Source organism: Paenibacillus sp. FSL F4-0087, from assembly GCF_038020215.1.
Taxonomy (GTDB): domain Bacteria; phylum Bacillota; class Bacilli; order Paenibacillales; family Paenibacillaceae; genus Paenibacillus; species Paenibacillus taichungensis.
Map to the genome: position 1 here is coordinate 2,107,851 of NZ_JBBODJ010000001.1, position 26,675 is coordinate 2,134,525.

Annotated in this window: 26 protein-coding genes; 5 read left to right on the forward strand and 21 right to left on the reverse strand. The window is 47.8% G+C overall.

Features of this window, described 5'->3' with window-relative positions; all coding sequences use genetic code 11:
• Nucleotides 1-364 precede the first annotated feature (364 nt).
• Nucleotides 365-976, forward strand: coding sequence for a superoxide dismutase (locus MHB84_RS09795; protein WP_024632995.1), 612 nt, complete (start codon nucleotides 365-367; stop codon nucleotides 974-976).
• A gap of 116 nt (nucleotides 977-1,092) precedes the next feature.
• Here the strand turns inward: MHB84_RS09795 and mutY are convergent, their stop codons facing one another.
• Nucleotides 1,093-2,424 carry an A/G-specific adenine glycosylase gene (gene mutY, locus MHB84_RS09800; RefSeq protein ID WP_076290493.1) on the reverse strand — a complete coding sequence of 444 codons (1,332 nt, stop codon included), beginning with the start codon at nucleotides 2,422-2,424 and terminating at the stop codon, nucleotides 1,093-1,095.
• A 58-nt stretch (nucleotides 2,425-2,482) separates the two neighbouring features.
• A complete protein-coding gene (acpS, locus tag MHB84_RS09805) occupies nucleotides 2,483-2,899 on the reverse strand; it encodes a holo-ACP synthase (RefSeq protein ID WP_076290494.1) in 417 nt (138 codons plus the stop codon).
• A 186-nt stretch (nucleotides 2,900-3,085) separates the two neighbouring features.
• Here acpS and MHB84_RS09810 point away from each other — a divergent pair, with 186 nt between their 5' ends.
• Nucleotides 3,086-3,901 (forward strand): alpha/beta hydrolase, encoded by an 816-nt coding sequence (locus MHB84_RS09810; RefSeq protein ID WP_076290495.1) that lies wholly within the window; start codon nucleotides 3,086-3,088, stop codon nucleotides 3,899-3,901.
• A gap of 94 nt (nucleotides 3,902-3,995) precedes the next feature.
• On the opposite strand, the gene nadE is transcribed toward MHB84_RS09810, so the two are convergent.
• The 3 genes from nadE to MHB84_RS09825 all read right to left on the reverse strand — a co-directional run bounded on the left by nadE (nucleotide 3,996) and on the right by MHB84_RS09825 (nucleotide 7,240).
• Nucleotides 3,996-4,805, reverse strand: a complete 810-nt coding sequence (gene nadE / locus MHB84_RS09815) for an ammonia-dependent NAD(+) synthetase (RefSeq protein ID WP_076290496.1) — start codon at nucleotides 4,803-4,805, stop codon at nucleotides 3,996-3,998.
• 137 nt (nucleotides 4,806-4,942) lie between these two features.
• On the reverse strand, nucleotides 4,943-5,377 hold the full coding sequence (locus MHB84_RS09820; RefSeq protein WP_053779648.1) for a BrxA/BrxB family bacilliredoxin: 435 nt from the start codon (nucleotides 5,375-5,377) through the stop codon (nucleotides 4,943-4,945).
• Nucleotides 5,378-5,545: 168 nt separating this feature from the next.
• Nucleotides 5,546-7,240: an ATP-binding protein gene (locus MHB84_RS09825; protein ID WP_143764777.1), complete on the reverse strand. Its 1,695-nt coding sequence runs from the start codon at nucleotides 7,238-7,240 to the stop codon at nucleotides 5,546-5,548.
• A gap of 196 nt (nucleotides 7,241-7,436) precedes the next feature.
• Between MHB84_RS09825 and MHB84_RS09830 the strand changes: the two genes are divergently transcribed.
• The gene (locus MHB84_RS09830) at nucleotides 7,437-8,705 is read left to right on the forward strand and encodes a BaiN/RdsA family NAD(P)/FAD-dependent oxidoreductase (protein ID WP_076290497.1); all 1,269 of its coding nucleotides are present in this window, start codon (nucleotides 7,437-7,439) and stop codon (nucleotides 8,703-8,705) included.
• Between the two features lie 175 nt (nucleotides 8,706-8,880).
• On the opposite strand, the gene MHB84_RS09835 is transcribed toward MHB84_RS09830, so the two are convergent.
• The 4 genes from MHB84_RS09835 to MHB84_RS09850 form a co-directional block, all read right to left on the reverse strand.
• The gene (locus tag MHB84_RS09835; RefSeq protein ID WP_083679009.1) at nucleotides 8,881-9,264 is read right to left on the reverse strand and encodes a hypothetical protein; all 384 of its coding nucleotides are present in this window, start codon (nucleotides 9,262-9,264) and stop codon (nucleotides 8,881-8,883) included.
• Nucleotides 9,265-9,379: 115 nt separating this feature from the next.
• Complete coding sequence (locus tag MHB84_RS09840) at nucleotides 9,380-10,630, reverse strand: ABC transporter permease (protein WP_076290498.1); 1,251 nt, start codon at nucleotides 10,628-10,630, stop codon at nucleotides 9,380-9,382.
• A 20-nt stretch (nucleotides 10,631-10,650) separates the two neighbouring features.
• Nucleotides 10,651-11,382 carry an ABC transporter ATP-binding protein gene (locus MHB84_RS09845; protein ID WP_076290499.1) on the reverse strand — a complete coding sequence of 244 codons (732 nt, stop codon included), beginning with the start codon at nucleotides 11,380-11,382 and terminating at the stop codon, nucleotides 10,651-10,653.
• Between the two features lie 386 nt (nucleotides 11,383-11,768).
• On the reverse strand, nucleotides 11,769-13,100 hold the full coding sequence (locus MHB84_RS09850) for an MFS transporter (protein ID WP_076290500.1): 1,332 nt from the start codon (nucleotides 13,098-13,100) through the stop codon (nucleotides 11,769-11,771).
• A 330-nt stretch (nucleotides 13,101-13,430) separates the two neighbouring features.
• Here MHB84_RS09850 and MHB84_RS09855 point away from each other — a divergent pair, with 330 nt between their 5' ends.
• Complete coding sequence (locus tag MHB84_RS09855; RefSeq protein WP_024632985.1) at nucleotides 13,431-13,892, forward strand: MarR family winged helix-turn-helix transcriptional regulator; 462 nt, start codon at nucleotides 13,431-13,433, stop codon at nucleotides 13,890-13,892.
• Between the two features lie 90 nt (nucleotides 13,893-13,982).
• Here the strand turns inward: MHB84_RS09855 and MHB84_RS09860 are convergent, their stop codons facing one another.
• From MHB84_RS09860 to MHB84_RS09880, 5 genes are all read right to left on the reverse strand, one after another.
• Nucleotides 13,983-14,165 (reverse strand): hypothetical protein, encoded by a 183-nt coding sequence (locus MHB84_RS09860; RefSeq protein ID WP_063567815.1) that lies wholly within the window; start codon nucleotides 14,163-14,165, stop codon nucleotides 13,983-13,985.
• A 34-nt stretch (nucleotides 14,166-14,199) separates the two neighbouring features.
• Nucleotides 14,200-14,688, reverse strand: coding sequence for a hypothetical protein (locus MHB84_RS09865; protein ID WP_076290501.1), 489 nt, complete (start codon nucleotides 14,686-14,688; stop codon nucleotides 14,200-14,202).
• 119 nt (nucleotides 14,689-14,807) lie between these two features.
• The gene (locus MHB84_RS09870; RefSeq protein ID WP_076290502.1) at nucleotides 14,808-16,334 is read right to left on the reverse strand and encodes an MDR family MFS transporter; all 1,527 of its coding nucleotides are present in this window, start codon (nucleotides 16,332-16,334) and stop codon (nucleotides 14,808-14,810) included.
• A 221-nt stretch (nucleotides 16,335-16,555) separates the two neighbouring features.
• Nucleotides 16,556-17,128 (reverse strand): GNAT family N-acetyltransferase, encoded by a 573-nt coding sequence (locus MHB84_RS09875; protein ID WP_076290503.1) that lies wholly within the window; start codon nucleotides 17,126-17,128, stop codon nucleotides 16,556-16,558.
• Nucleotides 17,129-17,329: 201 nt separating this feature from the next.
• On the reverse strand, nucleotides 17,330-17,626 hold the full coding sequence (locus MHB84_RS09880; protein ID WP_063567811.1) for a hypothetical protein: 297 nt from the start codon (nucleotides 17,624-17,626) through the stop codon (nucleotides 17,330-17,332).
• 186 nt (nucleotides 17,627-17,812) lie between these two features.
• Between MHB84_RS09880 and MHB84_RS09885 the strand changes: the two genes are divergently transcribed.
• Nucleotides 17,813-18,301 carry a GAF domain-containing protein gene (locus tag MHB84_RS09885; RefSeq protein ID WP_076290504.1) on the forward strand — a complete coding sequence of 163 codons (489 nt, stop codon included), beginning with the start codon at nucleotides 17,813-17,815 and terminating at the stop codon, nucleotides 18,299-18,301.
• A gap of 151 nt (nucleotides 18,302-18,452) precedes the next feature.
• Here the strand turns inward: MHB84_RS09885 and MHB84_RS09890 are convergent, their stop codons facing one another.
• The 7 genes from MHB84_RS09890 to MHB84_RS09920 form a co-directional block, all read right to left on the reverse strand.
• Complete coding sequence (locus tag MHB84_RS09890; protein WP_076290505.1) at nucleotides 18,453-19,268, reverse strand: MerR family transcriptional regulator; 816 nt, start codon at nucleotides 19,266-19,268, stop codon at nucleotides 18,453-18,455.
• A 368-nt stretch (nucleotides 19,269-19,636) separates the two neighbouring features.
• Nucleotides 19,637-21,061: an aldehyde dehydrogenase family protein gene (locus MHB84_RS09895; protein ID WP_076290506.1), complete on the reverse strand. Its 1,425-nt coding sequence runs from the start codon at nucleotides 21,059-21,061 to the stop codon at nucleotides 19,637-19,639.
• 91 nt (nucleotides 21,062-21,152) lie between these two features.
• Entirely contained in the window at nucleotides 21,153-21,575 is a 423-nt protein-coding gene (locus MHB84_RS09900) for a universal stress protein (RefSeq protein WP_076290507.1), read from the reverse strand.
• A gap of 19 nt (nucleotides 21,576-21,594) precedes the next feature.
• Nucleotides 21,595-22,812, reverse strand: a complete 1,218-nt coding sequence (locus tag MHB84_RS09905; protein WP_072734865.1) for an MFS transporter — start codon at nucleotides 22,810-22,812, stop codon at nucleotides 21,595-21,597.
• A gap of 175 nt (nucleotides 22,813-22,987) precedes the next feature.
• The gene (locus tag MHB84_RS09910) at nucleotides 22,988-23,428 is read right to left on the reverse strand and encodes a MerR family transcriptional regulator (RefSeq protein WP_076290508.1); all 441 of its coding nucleotides are present in this window, start codon (nucleotides 23,426-23,428) and stop codon (nucleotides 22,988-22,990) included.
• A 246-nt stretch (nucleotides 23,429-23,674) separates the two neighbouring features.
• Nucleotides 23,675-24,034 carry an SdpI family protein gene (locus tag MHB84_RS09915; RefSeq protein ID WP_163758849.1) on the reverse strand — a complete coding sequence of 120 codons (360 nt, stop codon included), beginning with the start codon at nucleotides 24,032-24,034 and terminating at the stop codon, nucleotides 23,675-23,677.
• Nucleotides 24,035-24,134: 100 nt separating this feature from the next.
• Nucleotides 24,135-26,447, reverse strand: a complete 2,313-nt coding sequence (locus tag MHB84_RS09920) for a heavy metal translocating P-type ATPase (RefSeq protein ID WP_076290510.1) — start codon at nucleotides 26,445-26,447, stop codon at nucleotides 24,135-24,137.
• Nucleotides 26,448-26,675 lie beyond the last annotated feature (228 nt).

Below are 26,675 nucleotides of genomic sequence, written 5' to 3' on the forward strand. Positions count from 1 at the left end.
GTAACCGTTTACATCCGAATATTAAACTTTTCCTCTATTCAAAGCCCTAAAATCACATAAATAGTTTCATAATGGGTAAAATATGTTTGTTATCTCTGACCCATGAATGGATTAACGTCTGGGGGGGACTTAATAAACAAAAATGTTGCTTAATTAGCCCGAATGCGGTTTAATATTAGTGACAAGGGTATTATTACATAGGTACCTGAGCAATTTGCATAAATCCTGTGAGCGACTTTCACTCAGCAAGATATAGATCGAAGTGAACCTATTCGTCTAGAACTTGTATCGGAAGCGATTCGAATTGAATTATGCAAAATGCTGACCTTAACAAAAATTCAAAAATCTCAGGAGGTATTTCATTATGACTTTTCAATTACCAGCACTTCCTTACGCTAACGACGCACTGGAACCACATATTGATGCGCAAACGATGGAAATTCACCACGATCGCCATCACAATACTTACGTAACGAACTTGAACGCAGCTCTGGAAAGCGCTCCTGAACTGCAAGGTAAAAGCTTGGAAGATCTGATTGCTAACCTTGACAGCGTACCTGAAGGTATCCGCACAGCCGTTCGCAACAATGGTGGCGGACATGCTAACCACAGCCTGTTCTGGGAAATCATCGGACCTAACGGCGGCGGCGCTCCAACTGGCGACATCGCAGCAGCAATTGATAGCGAACTGGGTGGCTTTGACAAATTCAAAGAAGATTTCGCTAAAGCAGCTACAACTCGTTTCGGTTCTGGTTGGGCTTGGCTCGTAGTTGGTAAAGATGGCAAATTGTCCATCACTAGCACACCTAACCAAGACAGCCCTCTCTTCGAAGGTCTGACTCCGGTTCTGGGTCTGGATGTATGGGAGCACGCTTACTACCTGAAATATCAAAACAAACGCCCTGACTACATCGGTGCTTTCTGGAATGTAATCAACTGGGATGAAGTAAACAAACGTTACGCTGCAGCGAAATAAGACTGCCAGCATAATTAAAGAGCCTGATTTGGTCAAAGCGACCGGATCAGGCTCTTTTTTGTGTGCTTTTGTTTGTTGCACGTTGGTTGATTTAATATTGGTATGGCAGGCACCCATTACTCACTAACATCGTCATATGCTCCTGCAAAATAACTGCTGATGAGCTTCAGAAAAATGTTGGGGAATGCCATTTTGTCCATATCTTCCGGACCAATCCAGCGATAGATTAGGCCATCGCCTTTACCACTCATTACATCATGCGCCGGGTCACTTGCGGCAATTGCCGACAACGGCTCCCCCTGCTCATCAAATGAGCCTGAGATATTGGCTTCATCAATCATGCTTGGCTCCGATGCTTGGGCTGGAGCAGTGGTTTCCTTGGCAGCTGCCTGTGCATCGTAGGCGGCTCTGGCTTCCGCAGCGATTAGCGGAAGCTCGTTACTCTGGTCCTGCTCAGTGCACTTGTACACCTGCAGGCTCCAGACAATGTGGCTGAACACATGCTCCGCATGGGTAGCCAGCCCTTCCGGGCGGGCAGCGAAGCCTTCCGCCCACAGACTGCCGGCAAGCAAAGCCATGGCCGGCTCATCTGCCAGCGGCCCCGCCTTCTTGCCGGCTGCGGCGGGTGCCGCCAGCACATGCGGCAGCTCCCACATGCGGGCCAATAGGCCCGTCGCTGTGCGCTGGCGCACAAGCACACGGCCGCGATGAGCACCGCGGCCCTCCACAATGGCGACCAGCCGCTGCTCAGGGCGCGGCGGCTTCGCCTTGGTCTTGACCGGCAGCGTGAGCTCCCGTCCGGCAATGCGGCCGGAACATTGCTCCATGACCGGGCAAGTCAGGCAGTGCGGCGCTTTGGGCGTGCACACCAGCGCGCCAAGTTCCATCAGCGCCTGATTGAAATCACGCGCACGCCCTTCCGGAATGAGCTCTCCTGCGAGCTCTTCCATCAACACCCGGGTGCTGCCCTTCATAATGTCCTCATCAATGAGGAAGTATCGGGACAGAACCCGCATCACATTGCCATCCACCGCTGGCTGCGGCTGGTTGAAGGCAATGCTGAGAATGGCCCCGGCTGTATACGGGCCCACCCCTTTTAACGCAAAGACCGCTTGCTTGTCCTGAGGCATCTCCCCACCGTGCAGCTCCATGACTTGTCTGGCAGCCGCCTGAAGATTGCGGGCACGCGAATAATATCCGAGTCCCTCCCAATTTTTCAAGACATCTTCTTCCGGTGCTTCAGCCAGAGCCTGTACGGTCGGAAAATTCCCGATAAAACGATTGAAATACGGAATCACCGTATCCACCCGAGTCTGTTGAAGCATAATTTCCGATACCCACGTAAAATAAGGGTTGTTGTGGCGACGCCACGGCAAATCTCGTCTGTTGACCATATACCAATCCAGCAAATTCACGCTGAAATGTCGTTTCTGTTCCAATAAACCCATATTCCCGTCCTCTCCTGTTACCATGCTTACGTTCTTCACACGTTCTCCCACATTGTTACTATTCAGATCCGGGTACCGTCTTCCCCATCTGCTCTACTATAGCAAAGGCCGCAGCCAGCTCCGTCTGGTGCGTAATACTCAAATGAATATCATACTGTTTGCCGTACGGCAGCTGCAGTCGTTCCCATGCTTCAGCAGAAAGTGTGGCAACGGGACGCCCTTTCGCGTCAGGCAGCACTTCAATGTCGGTAAAACTCATCATGCTTCCAATGCCGCAGCCAAACGCCTTGGACACCGCTTCCTTTGCTGCGAATCGACCGGATACAAACTCTACCATCCGTTTGCCCCGATGATCCGCAATCTCTCGCTCTGCATGCGTTAAAATCCGCTTCATAAACGCTTCGGCGTGTTGACCTGACAACAGCCTGCGCATACGCCCAATCTCCAGCACGTCGTTTCCAATGCCATATATCATCAACGCTTCACCCGCTTAACCTTTTATGCTGTAAACGATCTCCATTCGGTCATCTGATCCGTAACTTATCCGAACACGTATTCTATTGTAGCAGGAGGCGCGCACGGATGCGAGCACCTTCGTCCACATTACCATTTATGTTAAAATATGAATCAGAAATAGATGAAACTTTAGGAGGAATAAGATATGTCCACAGCATTTGAACTGCCTGTTGGCGGAGATGCCGTCATTCGCGGAAATATATTCACCGCACGGCAACCCGCTCAAGGAATCATTATCCTAGCTCACGGTTACAAAGGCTTCAAAGACTGGGGCATGTTCCCCTACACTGCATCCCAGCTAAGCGAGAACTATCACGTCCTGACCTTCAATTTCTCTCACAACGGAGTTGGAGAAGATCTGGAGCAATTTTCTGAACTTGAAAAGTTTGCAATCAATACGTACAGCCGAGAGCTTGCCGACTTGTCAACACTGCTTGATTATGTGTTCACACAGCCAGAATTTAGCGACCTGCCGGTATTTCTACTTGGACATAGCCGCGGTGCAGGCGTAAGCCTGGTGTACGCACTGGATCATCCCGAACAGATTGCAGGCGTACTCTCCTGGAACGGTGTAACCAACTTGGATCTCTTTACCCCTGAACAAAAAGAAGAAATGCGCACACAGGGCCGCAGCCATGTCACGAACGGGCGAACCGGCCAGCAGATGCCTCTGGACGTGTCCATTCTGGAAGATCTGGACAAGCATAAGGATCGTTACGCCATCATTGATCGTTTGGGTTCTTCCCCTCTGCGTGTGGCACTTATTCAGGGAACAGAGGACGGAACACGGCTGCGTAACGGCTCGGCCGCACTGGTTCAGGCTCGCCCGGATATCCCGTGGCACCAGATTCCCGGCGGAAATCATACTTTTAATACTGTGCATCCATTTAAGGAATCGACGCCGCAGCTTGAGCAGGCGATCGCAGAAACACTTCGTCAGATCGCAACTTGGATTAACTAATCTTGCATAACAAAAAGAGTCGCTGCCTTATGCAGTGACTCTTTGCTGTTCAGATGCTTGCATTGTCCATATCATGGCATGCTTGCAATCCATATTAGATGCCAGGAATGGCATTACGTTTGTGATGGGTACGTGTGTAGAATGCTTCCAGACGCTCTTGTGCAGCCGGATCAATCTGTTTACCTTCCAGATAGTCACTGTTCGCTTCATACGAAATGCCCAGTTCATCTTCATCGGTCTGGCCTTCCCAGAGTCCTGCTGATGGAGCCTTGTCCAAAATGGCCTGTGGCACGTTCAAATACGCAGCCAGCTGACGCACTTGACGTTTGTTCAGGGTGCTCAGTGGTGTAATATCCACGGCTCCGTCGCCCCATTTGGTGTAAAAGCCCGTGATGGCTTCAGAAGCATGGTCTGTTCCGACAACCAGCAGGTTTTCCTCAAAGGACAGAGCATATTGCATCACCATACGGGTTCTCGCTTTCACGTTCCCTTTGCCTTGGTGAGTCATATGACGCGGGCTGCCCATGGATTTGAAACCTTGCTCCACTTCCAGTGCGATTTCGTTAACTGCATCTTCGATGTTGGTTTCAACGACATGCTTCAGGTCATAAGCTTTGGCCACGGCATAGCTATGGTCAATGTCCGATTGCTCACCGTAAGGCTGGAATACACCCAGCGTTTTGTATTCCTTATTCTCTTCTGCTGTAAGCTCGTCCGTTGCTTTTTTGCAAAGCGCCGTTGCTACAGCACTGTCAATCCCGCCACTGATTGCAATTAACAATCCTTTGGAATTGGCATTTTTCACATAGGTTTTAAGAAAGTCAACGCGCTTGCGCACTTCCTCTTCTTCATTAATGCTTGGTTTAACCTTCAATTCAGCGATGATCTGTTGTTGCAAACTCATCGTTCACACACCCCGTTTCTAAATTAATGAAATTTGATGTCCATTTTGAAAGGTCCGAATGGTTCAATAACCCTATTTGCTCAAAATGAAACGCCCCGGCATCGGTCATCCGAAAGGCGGGGCGTTGCTTGAGCTAATTAACGGCAGTAACGGTCAAACACACTTGTGAGCTCAGCCGCAATTTCCTCCGCAGAACGGTCTTCCACTTGATGACGCTCAATAAAGTGAACGAGTTCTCCGTCTTTCATCAGAGCGATGGAAGGTGAAGATGGAGGATACGGTGCAAAGTATTCACGTGCTTTCGCTGTAGCTTCTTTGTCCTGACCAGCAAATACCGTGTACAGGTGGTCTGGTGTAATATCATGCTGAAGTGCTTGGGATACACCTGGGCGGCATTGACCTGCGGCACATCCGCAGACCGAGTTAATAACAACCAGAGCAGTACCTTTGGCATCCGGCAAACTTGCTTCAACTTCTTCTGGAGTACGCAACTCCTGAATTCCCAAACGAGTCAGATCATCCCGCATCGGTTGAACCATATCTTTCATGTATTGATCAAATGACATAGACATTCGGTTTCACTCCTTAAACATGTGAGTTCTATTATTTAAAAAATTAAATGCTTTTGTGCTATTCCTATTATACATCCCTAATCAATGAAAGCAAGGTTCAAACACCGCCTGCGGAAAGGCTTCTCCTTCAATATTATGTCTCATTCCTTGGCAAAACATGCTTGAAGTTCAGCGTTGAAATGCAACTTTGAAAGTTGTACCCTGCCCTTCCTCCGATTCAATGGTAATAGTTCCGTTATGCCGTTCGACAATGCTCAGACACATGGATAACCCCAGTCCGGTTCCTTTGGCCTTGGTCGTAAAAAAAGGTTCGAACAGCTTCTCCTGCTTCACTCTAGGAATACCCGGGCCAGTATCTCGCACACACAGCTCCACGGTGTCATCCACCAACCGGGTCTCAAGTGTAAGTACCCCTTTTTCATTCATGGCTTCCATCCCGTTACGAGCCAGATTAAGCACCACTTGTTTAATTTCCTTTGAATTCAGATGCAGTTTCGGCACATTGTGAGCCAGCATAAATTCAATACTCTGACCTCGCAGGTTTGCATCAGCCCATAACAAAGGACTTAGTTCATGGATGATATCATGCAGCTGGGATTCTTCCTTCTCGGCAATTCGATTCTGAGCCAATGACAGAAAATCATTAATAATGCTGTTCGCCCGATCAAGCTCCTCCAGAACGATCCGGTAATAGTGATCCAGGGACTCCGGACTCTTTTCCTGCATTAATTGAAGAAAACCACGCACAACCGCCATCGGATTCCGTACTTCATGGGTAATACTTGCGGCCATTTGCCCTACAAGACTAAGGCGATCCACATTATCGAGCTCGCTTCGCAGCATTTCAAGCTCAGTAATATCCTGAATGATCAACATGGCTCCGATAGCTTCTCTTGGCAGTTCTGCCGAGTACGCGTAGATGGGAACGGTCCGGGATTGAAATACGTTTGAACCGTAACGCACCGTAAGTCCACTCACTTCTCCATGAACAATGGCTTTACGAATACTGCTCTCCATCTTGTCTGCCTGGGCTTGTTCGACAAACTGACTCGCAGGTTGCCCAATCAAATCAGGTGTTGTCGTGCAAGGCAATTGATCCCGCGCCGTTTGCTCCATCGTATCGTTGACGAACTGCACGGTCCCCTCTTTATCTACGGTTGCGATAGATAAAGGAACAGCATTCAGAATTTGGTTAAGCTTTTCCGTTTCGGCTATGTATCTATGATGAACTTCGGACAAATGTTGCTCAAGCCCCCGGTGATGTTGTATCTGTTCAATCCAGAGCATACTAAGACTTCCAGCAAGAACTGCACCGATTGTATATCCCAGCGCTAGTAATACCCACTGTACTGTTGAGAATGTTGGTTGGCTTTCCATTAATGGAATATACAGAACATTGGACACAACCAGTTCTGCCGTTATTAAGGCGATAACTGTCCCCATTTTGCGTGAACGTGTATTATGCTTGAATCGTTTGGCTGACAACCATACAATAGGATAGAGAAGTATGCCCGTTTGAAGTAGAAATCCGTACAGATTATAGGGATGCGCAAAGAGAAAATAGAAGAGTATCTGGAGAAGAGACAGCGTTAGGCCTATGCGAGGCCTGCAATACAATATGACGAGCGTCAGGGGCACAATGCCCAAGGAGATAGGGACTGCTACCGGGTTGCCATAGTGGGCAAAAAGCAGACATAGCAACATGCTCACCACACTGGTCGCGGCAAAACTGGTCTGTACCATCCTATGATATCCTGCCTTGGCGACTGCTTGCCTGGAAAGCCCCAAGTGCAATAATGGAATCAGGAATACCGCAGCTCCTGCAAGCAGTATTTGTAAAAGAATGTCCTTTAACGCAACCACAATGCCATCTCCCTCCTCTGCCTGCACATTCCCTCATGTATTTCTGATTAAAACATAGGCGACAGTATATTACAATATATCCCTTAAGACAGCATAATAGAACTGCTAATACATTTGTATTGTTTCATAAACAGGCAGGAGTAGACAGGGTTTTCGGAAAACAGACAAAATCAATGAAAAAAGAGGGTAATAACGCATGTATGATGTCATTGTAATTGGCGGTGGATCTGCGGGCCTCATGGCCTGTGTCTCCGCTGCTGAGCATGGAGCCTCGGTGCTACTGCTGGATAAAGGAGATCAACTCGGCCGTAAACTCGGGATCTCTGGCGGCGGTCGCTGCAATGTGACCAATGCCAAGGAGACGGATGAATTGATCCGGCATATTCCGGGCAATGGACGCTTTTTATATAGTTCGTTTCAGAATCTGGACAATCAGGGAATTATGCGTTTTTTTGAAAATCTCGGTATTGCCCTGAAAGAGGAGGATAACGGGAGAATGTTCCCGGTAACCGATAAAGCCAAAACAGTCGTTGATGCGTTGGTAGGCAAAATTGTTTCCCTTGGGGTAGAGATTCGCACCAAACAGCCGGTTAAGGAATTAATTCAGAACGGTCAACACGTGCAGGGTGTAAAGCTGGCTTCTGGCACAACGATACTTGCACGCTCTGTTATTATCGCTACCGGGGGTAAATCAGTCCCACAAACCGGATCAACCGGGGATGGATATCCTTGGGCTGAAGCGGCTGGACATACGATTACAGAGCTGTATCCGACGGAAGTGCCGATTGTATCTGGTGAGAGCTGGATTCAATCCAAAGAACTGCAAGGCTTGTCCCTGCGGGATGTCGGGTTATCTGTTCTAGATGCCAAAGGCAAATCGGTTATCTCCCATCGCGGAGATATGATCTTCACCCATTTCGGTGTATCAGGACCGATCGCGCTTCGTTGCAGCCAGTTTATTCGTAAGGTGCAAATGAAATCTGGGAATCCTCAGGTCATGATGAGTATTGATCTGTTCCCGGATCTGTCCCCCGGTGCTTTGGAAGCCCAGGTTCAGCAGGTGCTGGAGCAAGAATCCCGAAAGGCCGTCAAAAACATACTCAAAACATGGGTTCCTGAGCGCATGATTCCATTGATGATGAAGCGTGCAGAGATCAGCGAAGATCTTACTTTCCACCATTTCCCCAAAGGTATGTTAAATACATTAGTGGGGTTAATGAAGGATTTTACCTTCCGCGTAGACGGAACTCGTTCTCTCAAAGAAGCCTTTGTTACTGGCGGGGGAATCCACTTAAAGGAAATATACCCCAAAACAATGGAATCCAAGCTGCTGCCAGGACTATTCTTTTGCGGTGAAGTTTTGGATATTCATGGCTACACGGGAGGCTATAATATTACCGCTGCCTTCTCTACGGGGTACACAGCTGGCATGCATGCAGCAGAGTATAAAAACGCTCGCTCATGATTTGAACATAGGATCTTCTTGGACCGATTCCGGTTCCACATCACGTATGGTTATTAAGAGCATGAAAAAACCTCGACATCCCGCTATCGGCAGGGTATCGAGGTTTTTTTGAGATGTATGCAATCCAGAATCACTGTCACCAACAAGGCAAGCATCATCGTTGCCCCTGTTGCATTTACGCCTTCACACTGCCCGAGAAACCATCCACTGAATCATCGAATGTCGGATCTTCATCCCGGTTAGACATCTCCTGTTCGGGATTGCTCCCTTGGCCGCCGCTCGCATAACCTTCATTCCAATCTTCATTCACAAGATGAGCCGGAATGGATATATTCTGAAACTGATCCAATCCATCTGTTTCGGAGAGAAACACCGCACTTCCACCATGTGACTGTACGATTTCCACGGCAGATTGCGTATCCTGGCGATCTGTAGGAATGTACAATTCAAGCGGTCCTGACTGGTATGGCTTATACCCCAGTTCCTCCAGTGTTGCCTGCGCCGCCAGCAGCGCTGCATTGTCTGCGAAATGTACCTGAAGTTCACTATCATCCATCATAATTTTTTTCCTCCTTGCGAGAGCTGATCCCTTACCTTCAAAATCATAAGATCCTTCTCCTATAGCATGGTCAGTTACTTCATCTGATATGCTACTGTACAAGGAAGAATATCAACTAGGCGGATCGGATGTACCGAATCCAGCCTGTTATAGACAGGACGAACAGCCCGAATGCTACGACAGCCGCAGCCGTCACGATACCTTCCAACCAGCCTAGCCAAGCTGCCCCCAGTGAGAACCCCATTAAAATCCCCAGCGGAACAAACAACATCCGTACCATGGTCACACCTGCACGATTTAACTCCTCCGAATCGTAGGATACGAGCTGAACATAGTCCGAGGTTGCAAATACCTCCCAGGAACGATAGAAAAGTACGCTCAACATGATGACCAACAAACCACAGACGATTACATTGACCGGGAAAGGCGGTAAAGCAACAGCAGCAATCGAAAGGCCGCCAAGCTGCAAGTACAATTTCATGGTCGAAGAGTTACGAAAAAATGCTTTGAACGCCGTCTCAGCTGTCCGATTAGAGATCGTTCGATGACGCAGCAACTTGCGCTGCTTGCGGAATATGATCGTCCGGGTGCGCGGCGCTTTCGGCTTGTTCACGGATCGACTCAGTAAAAGGGCTGTGAACTTTAGCCTTTCTCTTAAATCTTCACGCACATCGCCCTCAAAGGTTCCCTTCATCTCCAGCCTCATTCGGCCAACCATAATGAGAAGAAGGATTGCGGCCACAATGCCTGCAAGCAGTGTCCAGATGTGTCCATGCATCCAGGATGTTACCCCAATCGTGATAATGCCCATGGCAACTGCTAAAGGGATCATGCGAATCCAGCGTCTCCATCCGATATAACGTACTTTCGTCATATGGAGTACAATGACCTGGAATGAAGCTACTGCGCCAAACCAAATCGCTATTAGTGCGATATGGATAAATGACATGTCATACACACGGGACCATAGTGGTGAGGTCAACGCCGTAATTGCAATCATTTTACCCAAATGCTGCAAACTAGCCCGATAGATCCCCTGTCTCATCAATGTACGCATCCACAGCGACCTTGATTTCAGGAACAACACATCCGCTTCCTCTATAAATATAAGAATTCCACCTGTAAGCATAATGATGTCGATCAGCCCTGTCAGCGTAGGCAGCGTTAATCCGGTCGCCCAGGAGGGCAGTGGTTTGGACCATAAACTCACGTACCATCCGCTGAAATACAGCAGACCCGGAATAAGCAGGTATACCCATACCGTCCAGTCTACTACCAGTTTCAGGTTTTTTAACTGTTCATTGAATTGCTCCTTGCGTCTGCGTCTATATAAACCAAGTGGCGTATATGCACGAGAGGTCTCCATCTTTCTCCCCCCCTTCCCGGTTAGGATGTCAGTGTGTCAAAACAATCAAACAACGAGGCGTCCGGCAAATCTGCGGCTGCTCGGATTTCGTCCAGTGTTCCTTCGGCAGCTGAGCGCCCGGATTGAATGAGTATAAACCGATCACAGATTCGCTCAGCGGTATCCAGTACATGCGTTGACATAAGAACACCCGCACCACGGCGGCGCTCATCGTCCAACAACTTCAGAAAATCTTTGGTTGCGCGTGGGTCCAGTCCGATGAAAGGCTCGTCCACAATATATACATCTGGCGAGGACAGGAAGCCGATCATCAGCATCATTTTCTGCCGCATCCCCTTGGAGAAACTAGCCGGAAGATCATTGCGAACGTGGTCCATGCCGAAACGAACCAACATCTCCTCCGCCCTGGCAACAAAGACCTCTTCCTCCATCTCATAGGCAGCCGCTGCCAGATCGAGATGTTCCCACAGGGTCATGTATTCGTAAAAAACAGGTTGTTCCGGGATATAGGCATAACGTCCGTCTCCCCCAATGGTTACTTCATACTTTGCATGTTCAAGCAGACCAAGTAATGTTTTGATGGTCGTGCTTTTGCCAGCCCCATTCGGTCCGATAATACCCACCAGTTCCCCTGGCGCCACGTGTAATCGGATGTTCCTAATCGTGGATTGCCCCGCCTCATATCCTGCTTCCGTAATATGTACGTCCAATATGGACTCCTGTGCGCCTGTATCTTCGTTTTCGATTTCCATATCATTCACTCCCTGTCCTGTCAGGTGCTTGTTCGGTTCTTTATTGATATTGTAATCGAGTTCGTGAGGAAATGTTTGATCATTTTATGCTTTTGTATAATGATAAAATCACTGCTCTCATAATGGAAATAAACGGACAGCTTATCTCGTAACCAAATCGTTTTTGATGCTGAATGGTTACCATCTCCAAATGGAACATCAATATGCAGTAGAGTTCATGGTCAATATTGCAGAGGGCAAGCACTCATTTGAAAGCATAGCAAATATATTAAAGTACCATTCAGTCGTGCGGTAACATAATTTTATAATAAACGAAAAGAAGCAGGGGATCTGGATCCCCTGCCTTCTTTATATTACAGTGAGAATCACATATTTGTATACTCGTTTCACTCACCTGTAATGATGGAGTTTGCTGTAAGACTCCCGTCCATATCGTTCTTTTTTTGCCTGCGAATCACTACATAAATCACGCCAAGGAGCGTTAGCAAAATGCCTGAACTGATAAAAGCCGGAATAACTCCGAATGAGGTCACCAAAAAGCCACCTACCACCGGACCCATGATGTTACTGGCTGTCATGATGCTACCAACCGTTCCAAACACACGCCCCGTCATGGATTCAGGCGTTTGCTCCTGAAGTAGAATTTGGAACGGAACAATGGCAAACCCAACCCCCACACCTGCCAAGGCAAATAACGATATCAGCAGCAAATTGGCGCCAAGACCAGCATGCGGCCATACTCCTACGATCATTCCTACTCCACCAATGACAAGACCCATCAATGATGTTCCAAGACCCATCTTGATTACATACCCTGCCTTTTTCCACTTCTGAACACTCATCACTGCAATTAACGTTCCAACACCGCTAGCTGCGACGCACCATCCGAGCAGATCACTTGAAATACCGGGAAGCTGCCTGAACAGGACTACTGTCTGGGAATCCGCAAATTGCAGAAACAGAAGGGCTGAAGCAAGCAGGACCAGCGAGGTTCCCACATGAGGAAGAGATACGAGCATGCGGATGCCTTCCATTGTATCTTTCATAAACGTAGCTTTTTTACCTGCTTGAGCAACATCTGCTCTGTCTTCCCTTACTTGTTCTACGTTCTGATTCAAAGATTGGATCACTCGCGCTCCAGGAATCCATAGCAAAATAATGCCTGAGATCAGAAAGGAAGCGGAATCCAACACGAAGCACCAGATAATTCCAAAAGCAGCCACCAACAGCCCGCCAAGGGCCGGACCGATGATTTTGGACATCTGTTCAATCACCGAGCTGATCGACACCGCCTGCCCCAATTGCTCCTGCGGCACAATCTCCTTAAGCTTGCCGTTCTTGGCTGGTGAGAACACCACATCGAATAAAGACTTGAGAATAAGCAATACATACACATGCCAGATTTGATCGGCAAAAATAAGCCCTCCCACGATCACAATTCGCGCACCGTCTGCACCGATCATCAGCCACTTCCGATTGAACCGGTCCGCCAGAGCCCCTGCAAATGGACCTGTAAGTAAGACAGGCAATGCTGCACAGAGCGTGGTAAACGTAATCTCCCACGGTGTAGCATTCCAGCGAATGCCGACCAGCGTAAGGATCGCCAGCAGGTGCAGCCAGTCCCCCAAATTGGAGATGGCCTGCGCAGCCATCAAAGTGGTAAAAGATCGATTGTGCTTCAGCGATCTTCGTTCCTGCATCGTTACTCCACTTGTCATCCTTCTTCTCCTCCGCCCTCAACCCATTCATGATATGAATTTATTATAGAGAGCAGGCTGAGCTCCCACCTCCTGCCAGAGACGGATAGGACGCGGCGCCTTCAGGATGATTTTTCCATAACTTATTTAAAAATGAAAAACTTATTATCTACTTTCTATGTACACTGACAAATCGAAAAATGATTAAATTTTAATTGCTAAAAATGCAAATCTTGTGACATATCGCATGTTTTTCGTGCAAACAGATGCTTACAATAGAAATATGGCGAACCTCTGAATCGTCAAATGTAAATTCATCAACTCCAATAAATCTGAAAAGGCGGGATCAGTATGCTGGAATTACAGGAAATCGGAACCGAACGTTCTCTTCATCTGTACCGCACCTTGGCCCAGACATTTAAGAGCGTGAATGAACACGCTGTATCCGGAAGCAAAGTGCATGGCTTCAACCCCACCGCTTACGGGGTGCTCGAAGTGTTATATATGAAAGGAGCACAGCCCATTCAACAAGTCGGTGCACAGCTTCTGCTGCAGAGCGGGAATGTCACTTATGTCATTGACAAGCTGGAGCAAAAGGGGCTTTTACATCGGAAACACTGTCCGCAGGATAGACGCATCATTTTCGTAGAATTGACTGAGGAAGGCCAGCGTACGATGGATGAGATCTATCCAGGCTACGCACACAAAATAGATCGTGCTGTCAGCGGTCTGAGCGAAGATGATAAGACATTGCTCTCTGAGCTGTTGGAAAGGCTTGCACTCGGTGCGGATCGTTTATCCGCAAACGGCTAAGGGCAGCGCCATATCACCTGATCCAAACTAAAAATAACCGGTTCGCCTTAATAGGCGGTACCGGTTATTCGAATTTGTTTATTAATCTAATCAAAGGTACAGAATCCACATCAACACCGTGAGGACAGCGACAACCAATCCACCTGCAATCAGCAAATCGACAATGTAGCTGGACAGACCTGAGCGGCTGTGACCCTCAATCTCCCTCTGAGTCTCTTCGTACTTTCTTTTGGCTTCATCTTCCTTGGACGAATTCAGATTATTGGGAAACATCATCCTCACCCCTACTCCAAATGAGATAACTATATTATCCTGTGCTGGTCTGCTGCTTCTGCTTACGGAATTTATTCAAGATCCATCCCAGACCTGATTGCCACAGTAAAAAAACAAACGTTGTTGTTACTACGTATTGATAAGGGCCAGCATTCTGAAAGGCATGCATTCTGTACACAAAGATGGAGAACAACAGCGCACTACCTACACCAAGAAGAAAATAAGCTACGATTGCACTTACCACCTTGGATATAGGTCTGTTCATTTTCAGAGAAGCAAGCACTTGGTCCACTAATAAGGATAGAGGCAGGGTCAAAAATAGAAGAAGAGCCAAGTTGATAAGAATGCTTATGATCAATGTATACCAGAAGGGATAGTAATATGTATGTTCCGCTCGTTCTGCCAAGGGAACATATTTCATGAGTCCGACAACGATGGAAAGCGAAATGCAGGTCATAAGGACTGCCAGCAGCTTGATTGTAAAGGATATTAACCAGAACGATTGCAGTGATTGCCTGCTCATCTTCACTCTCCTCCCATTCCATTATTGTAAATTATAGATAATTACTTTTAGAAAATAATAACAAAAAAAGCAGCTGAGAAACAGCTGCTTTAATCCAATGATTACTCTTTTCACTTCGTTTAATTTCCTGAAGCCTGTGCTTGCGGCGGAGCATCTGCATCTTCGGGAACGATTAGCCGTTTGCGCAAAGCCAGTGTCGTCACCCATGAGATAATGGCAATAACAAACATGATGACAAACAAGGAATGCAGACTTCCTTCCAACACGTTACGCAGTAGAGCCCATTTGTCATCCGACAGAGCAGCTTCCGTGTGCGGAGCAAGCAGTTGATTCAGGTCCCCATCCGAGATGCCCGCCTCTGCCAGATGCTGTTCGCTCGACAACGTTGATATCCGGTAGTTCAACCATGTGCCGAAGGCTGCTGCGCCAATGGTTTGTCCAAGCGTACGCATAAAGGTATGTAACGCCGTGGAAGATCCACGTTCTTTATACCCAACAGATGACTGTGAAATGATCGTGAAGATGGTAAAAGCAAATCCGAAGCCGAGTCCGTAAATAAAGGTCAAAATAAACAGTACGGCTTGGGGGGATGTTCCACCAACCAAGAAGAGTCCACCCGACCCGATGGCAATCCCGGTTAATCCAATCACCGCTGTTAAGCGTGATCCGATTTTCATTAACAGACGGCCAGCAAGTACACTACCAATCAGCCAGCCAACAGACATCGGTGCAAGCAGTAATCCCGATTCAGTCGCGTTACCGCCCCGAACCCCCTGCACCCATAGTGGCAAATAACTGGTTAGGCCAATCATCAGGGTACTTGTCAGTAGTCCGGCGATATTCGCCACCCGGATGTCCCGAATACGGAATAGATGGAGAGGTACCATCGGGGCCTGAGCTCTTTTTTCCACCACAAAAAATAAAATCATAAACAAAATAGCCACGATACTCAGTCCCACAATAATAGGAGAACTCCATGCATAATACTGTCCACCTGCGGACAATACAAAGAGCAACGCTGTGATCCCAACGGTAAAAGTCAACGCACCCATATAGTCAATTTTCGCGGTACGCGGAGACATTTCTTCCTTCAAATAACGGAACACAAACCACATCGCCAGCAGTCCGAACGGCAAATTGAACCCAAAGATCCACTGCCAGCCCAGATTGTCTACGAAATACCCGCCAAGCAGCGGTCCGGCCAGAGATGAAATGCCCCACACGGAGCTGATCCATCCCTGTATTTTGCCCCGTTCTTCAAGGCGGTAGATGTCACCAATAATCGTAAACGTAACAGGCACAACCGCACCTGCGCCAATCCCTTGAATCGCACGAAAAATAATCAGTTGCTCCATGTTCTGCGAAAGGCAGCACAGAAGCGAGCCTAGTAAGAATAAGGCACAGCCAATCAGGAATACTGGCTTTCTTCCGTATAGATCACTGATTTTGCCGAAAATCGGCGTGCTCACAGCCATCGTTAACAGATAAGCAGTGAAAATCCAGCTCAACAGCTGCACACTTCCCAGCTCACTGACAATGGTTGGCCCTGCCGGACCGATGACTGTACCTTCAATTGCAGACAAAAAAGTCGCCAGCAGCAATCCCGCCAGGATGAAACTGCGGTTTAAACCTCCGGTTGTATTCACACAAACCCTTCTCTCTTCAATTCTCTATATAATTGGAACATTGATGTACACAGCCCACTACGAACCAGAACAACCTTTCGATCGCTGTTATCCCCAGATTTTTTTCATCCCCTTCAAAGGAGAAATCCGGTGATAAATACGAACGCTACGCTTCTCCAGCTTTGTTCTGCCCCTTCGTTATTGTGTAAATTTCAATGTGAAAAAATTATATATTGCTTTCTCTATTTATCTCTCTTACGTAAAAACTCATCGTACAACAGGGAATACATCACCATATCCTTATATCCGGTAGACGTATGTTGAACTTGACGCAGCAGGCCTTCCCGCGTGAAACCGCGGTTCGTCAAAAACTCTCCCGAAGCGAGATTGCGCGGATCAACCAGCGCCTCAATCCGATTGAGACCCATCGTCTCATACCCAAACGGTAACATAACCGAAAATGCTTCCGTCATATAACCGTGACGCCAGTAGTCGCGCCCCAGTTCATAGCCGATCTCACCACGAAATGCGCCTTCAAGTTGCCAAGTGTTATATCCACAACTTCCGATGAGCCGGCCCGTTTCCTTGAGTTCAATACCCCAGCGAATCGCCTCCTCTTCTCCTGCCATATGATTTAACAGCCCAATCATATCCGCAGCCTCACTTGTCCCGATCATGGGCGCCAAATTCATATAACGGGTCACTTCCCGGTCGGACCAGCAAGTGAACATCTGGGCCGCATCCCGGCGGCGCATTTTGCGCAGTCGCAGCCGCCCTGTCTCTAGTTCGGGAATTCTCCCTTTGCATTTATACATGAAAAGACACTCCGATCCGATCTATCCCACAGACCTCATATTCAATAGCCATCTAACCATAACCTGCACCGAATGGCAACTGTTCAGTCATCATGATCACGTCAAAAAACCGGGCCACTTCCGCTCCCGGTCTTGTTGTACATATGGATCAACTCAAGTTTGCATCCTATTTCGGGATACATACCTTATCCAAATTTAAGTTCAGGCTGTAGACGTCTTCTTGCCTGTCCCCAGCAATTCCTCACTAACCCGGCCGAACACGGCTATGATTTCCTTAAACTCCTCAATGCCAGTCCCGGTAAGGCTCCATTGATCTCCATGGGCGGTCAGGAAGTTTTCCTGTGTCAGATGCTCGAGCTCCTGCTTGATCTCCCGTTCTCCAACGCGATACCCCCGTTCTTCCAATAGAGGCAATGCGTCGCTAACAGTTAAATCCTGATTTTGAGCTAAATATAGAAGATGAATTCGTACAAAAAGATTCTGTACCTCTGCATGCATAAGCCAAGCTCCTTCCCGGGTTGTAGCCCGCCGTGGTTGCTAAGTATTTACCCCACCCAGGAAGATGAGAAACAGGAGGAATATTCATGCCTGACCTGCCCTTTCCGAAATCCTCCGCTTGACTAACCGCAGGCTCTGCACTATCTTGAAAATAAGTACCATTTTTGCTCGGGAGGGTGATTCATCATGTTTCAAGCTGTTTCTTATGAAGGAACACGAAGCGAGCAGCAAACCGCCGTCCTGGGACAGTTAAGTGCTCTGATCCGCGATGAACCTAGCGCTATTGCCAATCTGGCAAACGCTGCGGCGTTGCTCAATGTATTTATGACCGACACCAATTGGGTCGGATTCTATCTGTATGATGGAAAAGAACTTGTACTCGGTCCATTCCAGGGACTGCCTGCCTGCATCCGTATTCCACTTGGACGCGGTGTATGCGGCACTTCTGCTGCGGAACGACGTACGATGGTCGTTGAAGATGTCCATGCCTTTCCAGGCCATATCGCCTGTGATGCCGCATCGAACAGTGAGATCGTTGTACCCATTATCAAAAACGGCGAATTGTACGGGGTTCTCGACATTGATAGCCCGCTCAAAAACCGTTTTGACGATGAAGACCGCATCTTCCTAGAAAAGGCGGTAAGCCTGATTACAGAGCAGCTGGAATTATCCTAACTGCCTGAATGTCTTAAGCCGATGCAGAGTTCATGGGCCTTACGATGATATGCAATAACAAAGAGCGCACTCCTCCTAGAGGACCTGCGCTCTTTGTTATGATTATTTTTCTTCACACCCATGTTCTGCTCGCCCAAGATACTTTATGCATCTAGGATAAATCCTGTTCCGCTTTAATCATCATCCCGTCTCGCAAGAACTCGGCCAGCTTGGGGTGGTAGCCATCATACATCTGGCGAAAATTTTTGTGCTCGACGTACAGATTGCCCAGATCCCGGTAAATCTCTGCTGTTGGGGTGTAATAGTCCTTGATCCAATCGAGATGTCTGCCGATAATCTGCTGTACTTCCGTGCTGCCAGGTTCTAACCCTTCCTCAATAGCGCCCTGCAAGTCCAAGTGAATCCGGTCAATCTTCGCCTGTGAATCAAGAAAATCTTCCTTCGACTTCATCGCCTGGCCATCAGGCATTGTGGATTGCTCCGGTGAATTGGCGTTGTATTTCTGACTGTCCTCTGTCTTCAACTGTTCAGAATAGTCATTCTTTGACGCATGGTCAGAAATCGGTTCATTCAGAAGCTGGTGACGCCCCTTACTAGAAAACCCGGCGTAAAGTTCATATTCATCCAGTTCCTGCTCACCACGTAAGTAAGAGATGGTTTTGTCCAGTGTCTGAATCATTCCATGCAAATGAAGTGCCTTCTCAAGCATCTCGATCCGATGCTGCTGCATAATACGAATCATATCCCGGGGAGTATCCCTGAGCATGGGGCCGATCTCTTCCTCCTCCATGCCTACTTCTTTACAGAAGAGTATCTGCTGTAGTCGCAGCAGCTCTGGCTTCTCGTAATAGATATCTTCATCTTGACCTACGAAGGCTGGATTCAGCAGACCTGTCTCCGCGTACTGTCCCAATTCACTCAGACTTACACCGGACATCCCGGATAGATCAACCATGGAATATGCCATTTGAATGCACCTCCTGTCTGGCCTGTAACTCCAAGGTTCAGGCTTGTTCACACTGCATTTTATTTAAATTTAAGTGAGATATTATAAGACTTCCAACAATTCTGTACCCTAGTAATCCGTTCATTTCTCTGGATGGATACACAATGCTTCGGTGATATGAACGGCATCTAATTGGTAGATTTGCGGTATGATAAGTATTTATACCCTTCTCATCAGATGTGAACCTGGGGTTAATAAAGAAAGGCTATGTATTTTTTTACGGTAAGGCTGAATGTAAAAAAGAAAAAAATCCCGCACCCCCTAAAACGGGCACAGGATCATCTTGTTCTATTCTATCTCGAATATCCGCTCGTCTTAGGAGTGAATAATTAGTTCTTATTAAACATGACAAACTTCAATTCCGTCATTTCCTCTAAAGCATATTTAACACCTTCACGTCCCATCCCGCTCTGCTTCACACCACCATAAGGCATATGATCCACACGGAAAGTTGGAATATCGTTAATCATTACGCCGCCTGCTTCAATGTGATCCGCTGCATGCAATGCAGTATGAATATCATTGGTGAACACACCCGCCTGAAGCCCATAGACTGAATCATTCACATGCTCAATGCCTTCTTCAACCGATTCTACCGTATTAATGATAACGATCGGGGCAAAGACCTCCTGACAAGACACCTTGGCATCACGCGGAACGTTAACAAGCACGGTTGGACGTAATACGCCTCCCTCTGCTTCGCCGCCTGTTGCCACCTCAGCGCCTGCCTGCTTCGCTTCATCGATCCAGTCCAGCGTACGCTGTACATCTTTGGATGTGATGAGCGCAGAGACAACGGTATCCGGATTCAACGGGTCTCCAACTACGACTTTTTGGGCTGCTTCTGCAAAACGACGAATGAACTCATCCGCAATCGCGCTATGCACATAGATTCGCTGCAGTGAAATACATACCTGACCTTGGTAAGTAAAAGCCCCGGTCACACATCTCGGTACCACCTTATCCAAATTGGCATCCGCATCTATAATGACGGCTGCATTGGACCCCAGCTCCAATGTTACGCGTTTCAGTCCGGCTTTGCTGCGAATGCTGGTACCTACAGCAGGGCTGCCTGTAAACGTAATATGGGCCACGTCAGGATGCTCTACAAGTACATCACCGATCGTTTTGCCGTCACCGCTCACCACATTCAATGCGCCATCCGGTAATCCCGCTTCCTGAAGCAAATTGGCAATATAATACGAAGACAACGGTGTCTGCTCCGCAGGTTTCAACACAATCGTATTACCTGCTGCCAGCGCCGGTCCTACTTTGTGAGCCACCAGGTTCATCGGAAAATTAAACGGCGTAATGGCTCCAATAACACCCAAAGGCTGCCGCATCGTGTAGCCTACGCGTCCTTCGCCGCCTTTGGCTGCATCCATGGGAACTGTCTCTCCGGTGAGCCGCTTGGCTTCTTCTGCGGCGAAACGATACGTTTCCACCGTACGATCAACCTCGGCGAGCGCCGCAGTAATCGGCTTCGCTGCCTCCAGCGCAATGATCCGTGCTGCTTCTTCCTTCCGTTCTTCCAGCAGGGTGGACAGCTTGTAAAGGATGTCTGCACGCTGATGGGCAGGCATTCTGCGCATCTCTTTGCCTGCCTGAACTGCTGCGGCAATCGCTGATTCGACTTCCTCAGCTGACGCCGAGGATACTTCTGCCAGTGTTTCTTTCGAGTACGGTGCCTGAAGTGCTATATAGTCTACTGATTCGGTGGGCTTGCCCCCGATGAACAGATGTTGTTTTTTCATTGGTTGTATCCTCCATTCATGTTTAACACAGCGTTATCCCATACCTATTTATACACCACTTTAGCATCATCAACACAAGAAAGTCATACCACTATTTTACAGTCATTACCGGACATCCTGCATGTTTCAAGACGCCGTGGCTGACACTGCCCACCACGATTTCAGCGAGCATGCTTTTCCCGGCCGTCCCCATCACAATGAGATCACAGTCTTTATCCTTTGCTACACGACAGATCTCATTCACGGGATCACCAGCAATCAGCAAAGTTTCATAATGAACAGAACGAGCGGCTAACAATTCATTAACAGGTTGTATAATATGCTGTCCTTCTTCTGCGATCCGCGCTTCAAGATCCACACCCAGCGCGGGTTCATTTAGCGAGATCGAAGGATTAACATGTACGATAATCAAAGAAGCCGGTTGTTTCAGACTTTCTGCCAGAACAACAGCTTGCTCCAGACCTTTGTGTGCATGAACCGACCCATCGACAGCAACCAATATTCGTTTCAGCATTTTCCATTCCTCCTGTTCATTAATGCGTAATGGCAGCATCGATATCGCGCAGATGTCTGCGGCGTACCAGAAGCACAACGACCCCGATCAGAACCATCAATGCGCCAAAATAAAACGGTGTCTCCGGCAGGAACCACTCGGACAATTTACCAGCAAGCCAAGGTGCCAGCGCACCTCCAAGGAACCGGACAAAGCTATATGCAGCCGATGCCACAGAACGTTCCACTGGAGCTGCTTCCATAACTGCCGTCGTAATTAATGTGTTGTTGATCCCGAGGAAAATCCCGGCAACGATAACGGCCACAATAACCGTTGTGGATGATCCCATTACCGTACCTACAGCCATTACCAGCAAATCAATGGCGAACAGGGTCAGCATAACGCTCATGGAAGGAACCGATCCGAATCGACGTTGCAATCTTGGTGCAACAAATACAGACGTAATTGCCAGCATCAAACCCCAACCAAAGAATACATAACCGAGTCCGTGCTCATCCAGATTCATGACATAAGGTGAATAAGCCATCAAGGTAAAGAATCCAAAGTTATACAGAAAGGCCGTAATCGCCAATGTTTTCAGTGAAGGATAACCCAGAGCCTTGAACGGATCGGACAAGGAACTACGCGTTTTCGGTTTGGCCATCTTAGGCAGCATAAACGTAATACTGATAAAAGCTATCGCCATCAGAACAGCTACACCATAGAACGGGCCGCGCCATGAGATGGAACCCAGTTCACCACCGAGCAATGGACCAACGGCAATCCCCAGACCAAGCGCTGCTTCGTATAAAATAATCGCTTTGGCTGTCCCGGAAGTGGACAGTCCTACAATAGCGGATAATGCAGTTGCGATGAACAGGGCATTCCCTAGCCCCCAACCACCACGGTAACCGACGAGCGCACCTACAGTGTCAGAGGTCCCGCCGAGGAAAGAGAAAACAATGATCAGCAAAATCCCGCTGAGCAGTGTCCACTTCACACCAATCCGGCTGGATACAACACCTGTAATCAGCATGGCTACCCCGGTAACCGCGTTATAACTTGTAAACAATAAAGATACCTGGCTTTTGGAAGCATGCAGTTGATCTGCAATCGCAGGTAAAATCGGGTCAACCAATCCTAGCCCCATAAAGGAGATGATACAGGCGAAAGCTACTGCCCATACCGCTCTAGGCTGGGATAATAGACCTCCACGGGATGACGGCAATTCATCAGGTAATGAGGGTTCTCTTTTCATACGTAATTCCTCCTGGTTCATGATTTATGTTGTGAAACAAATTGTGAAAAACAATGAAATATCATCTTTATTTTCAGAAATATAGGAAAGAAAACGGCACAAATGACACCGGATCTCCCGGTGCTTATCGTGGAATACTAATTTAGCATTTTGCATAATTCGATGCATTCATCAGTTATGTGTCATTCTCGTGCCCTTCTAATCGTCGAATGCCGTTCTGAACCCGTTCACGTAATTCCTCAAGTTCCTCCTGAACGGCGTGAATGCTCTGAAGTTTCTGCTCGATCAATTGCAGCTGGTCATTCAATGTCGTTTCCATCTTGGTGAGTTTTTCGATCCGTTCTCTCACTTCAGTGGTCTGCTGGTAGTCAAAACGCTGTTCGTTCAGCGCATCCGCCGTTGCCACATAGGTATGTAGCTCCTGAAGCGAGAAACCAAGAACTTCCTTCGCCCGAACCACCTTTTTGAGATAATCGATATCTTCCCGAGTGTATAATCGTGTGCCACCGTCCGTCCGCTGAGGTGAAGGCATAACACCGATCTCTTCGTAATACCGAATGGTACGCTTGGTCAAACCACATTCCTTGGCTACGTCATCGATTTTATATAAACTCATTTCCTTCACCTCACTTTCATATGTCTATAATGTTATGTACATAATTATATATATTATTAATGTTAACGTCAACGTTAGATTTTGGACTTGAATATGTAGTATGGCTCAAACAAGAATAAATTATTGCAGTTTTAATTTTTACAATACGTTGTTAAAAGCAGATCTCTGTTATCCTTCGCCTCTATAAGATGCAAAAAAGATCCGCTCTCGCGGATCTTCGTTCAGGTGCAATTTCACATTGTGCCCCTAAGCGCCTTGCTCCTTCTGCTCCTGTTGCTGGACACGCTGCATTTGCTTCAAACGGCCTTCGACTCTGGTAAACAGCCTGAATGTATAGAATCCTGTAGCCACAAGACTTAGAACCAAAGCTCGTACATCCGTAAGCCAAAAACCGATTATGCCGAATACCGTGATAATCACACCAAACTGCATCATCAGATTGGCGCTATAACGTTGCGCTTCTTCCCATAACTCGGGATGACTCATTGCTCGCGGAGTACGATAACCATATATGCCGTTAATCCTTTTCGGCGGCTTTTTGTACACCATTAATCCCAGAATGAAATAGCACACTCCGCATATAATCCCAACTACTGCTCCTGCCACATTGTTCTCCCCTAACTCCATTAAAAATACACCAAAGATATTAAAACAAAAAAACGGCTCTACGTATATACGAAGAGCCGTCCGGATCGTTTCGTAAAACTTAGATGTCCTTCACGCGCAGTACACGCATGGCGTTCAGGACAGCCAGTACGGTCACCCCTACATCAGAGAATACCGCTTCCCACATGGTGGCAATTCCGAACACACCCAGCAGCAGGAAGATCGCTTTGACACCCAACGCAAAACCGATATTTTGCCAGACAATGGTTCGTGTCCGTTTTGCAATCCGGATTGCACTTGCCAGTCTGGATGGTTCATCCGTCATGATAACAACGTCTGCTGCCTCAATCGCAGCATCCGAACCAAGTCCCCCCATCGCTACACCTACATCGGCACGCGCGAGCACAGGTGTATCGTTAATGCCATCACCGACAAACACCATTTTCTCCTTCGGCGATTTGGCAGCTTCGAGACGCTCCAACTGTTCGACTTTATGCTGTGGCAGCAGCTCAGCGTATACTTCATCGACACCCAGCTCACGCCCTACAGCTTCACCAACAGCCTTGGCATCCCCTGTTAGCATGACTGTTTTGCGGATACCGAGCTTCTTAAGTGCCTGAATAGCTGCCGCTGCATCGTCCTTCACCTCATCGGCAATGATCAGATGACCGACGTAAGAACCCGATTCGGCAACGTGCACCACCGTACCCACAGTTTGTGGAGTCGTATACGAGATACCTGACTGTTCCATCAATTTGGCGTTACCCGCAAGCACTTCACGTCCATCCACACTGACCTTGATGCCATGCCCCGCAACCTCATCGTAATCATCCACACCCTGAGTCCGGATATCCTTTGCCCAGGCTGCGCGAATGGATTCAGCAATCGGATGATTGGAATGGGCCTCGGCAATTGCGGCAAGCTCCATCAATTCATCTTCCGTACGCCCACCTTCAGGGCGAACAGCTGTTACTTTGAAAACACCTTTGGTTAGTGTACCCGTTTTATCAAAAACAACGACTTTAACATCGTTCAATGCTTCAAGGTAGTTACTTCCTTTGATGAGAATCCCGTTACGTGATGCAGCTCCGATGCCGCCGAAAAAACCAAGCGGAATGGAAACGACCAGCGCACACGGACAAGAGATCACGAGGAAGACCAGTGCACGATAGATCCAATCGGCGAATGTCGCACCACTGAGCACCAGTGGCGGAACGAGCGCAATCAAAGCTGCAAGAATGACGACAACCGGTGTATAATAACGGGCGAATTTGCTAATAAAATGTTCCGTTTTGGCTTTGCGGCTGCTCGCATTCTGCACCAAGTCAAGAATTTTGGATACCGTGGATTCACCAAAAGTTTTTGTTACTTCAATAGTTAACATTCCGTTTTTGTTCACAAATCCACTCAGTACATTACTACCGGGTTCTAATTCACGCGGAACGGACTCACCTGTCAGAGCCGAAGTATCCACCATGGAACGACCTGCCTTAACGATTCCGTCCAGGGGTACTCGCTCACCCGCTTTAACCACGATTCGATCTCCAATACGTACCTCGTCCGGCGACACTCGCTTGGTCTCTTCTCCCGCGCCAATCAGCATGTTGGCATAGTCCGGGCGAATATCCATAAGCGACTGGATCGACTTCCTTGAGCGATTAACCGCCAGCCCCTGAAACAGCTCACCGAGCTGATAGAAGAGCATAACCGCAACACCTTCGGGATATTGGCCAATGGCAAAAGCACCGATGGTAGCGACAGACATCAGGAAGTATTCATCGAATACCTGACCGCGAATTATATTTTTGAACGCTTGGAGAACGATATCTCCCCCTGCGATCAGATAAGCAACAACATAGAGTGCAAGCTGTGCCCATCCTTCCAGCGGAGACCAGATCGCGGCTGCCACCAGAACAGATCCAGCCGCCAGACGTGCCAGCAGCACCTTCGTCTGCCCAGCGCCATGTTCATGTGAGTGTCCGGCATGCGCGTCATGATCGTGACCATCTGCATGACCGTGATCATGTGCATTATCATGGGAGTGACCAGCATGATCGTGCCCACTCGAAGTATGCCCATGCGTGTGAGCCCCGCTACCTGCATGGGCGTGCACATGATCATTAGTGTGGTTTATTGAATCAGCAGAACTGCGACTGCCTTGCGATGATTTACCTTTTTCCGAAATACGAATATGCGGCTCCAGCCGAAGCACTTTGCGTTTCGCTTCTTCCACCACCTGCTCATCCATATCGGATGTGGTGTGCATGGATAAGGTTTTGGTCACAAAATTGACCGAGCAATCGGAAATGCCTTTAATTTTTTTGACGCCATTCTCAATCTTCAATGCGCAGTTCGCGCAATCCAATCCATCCAGCAGCAGTTCCCTTTTCACCTGTTCCTGTCCGGTTCCCATGTGAACTCTCCCCTTTGCAGTACGTAAAACAAAGTTATCCGTAATTTTTTTGATTTTAAATCAATATATGAGCAACCATTCATATGTTTTGTTAACCCTATTATATGCACGCTTAAACATGAGTGTCAACAATTCCGGTTGATTTTTCATACAGAATATGCTAATAGTAATCATTTCGCTTTAGACGTTTTTTGGATATAATAGGCTTAACGAAGAACATTTGATCAA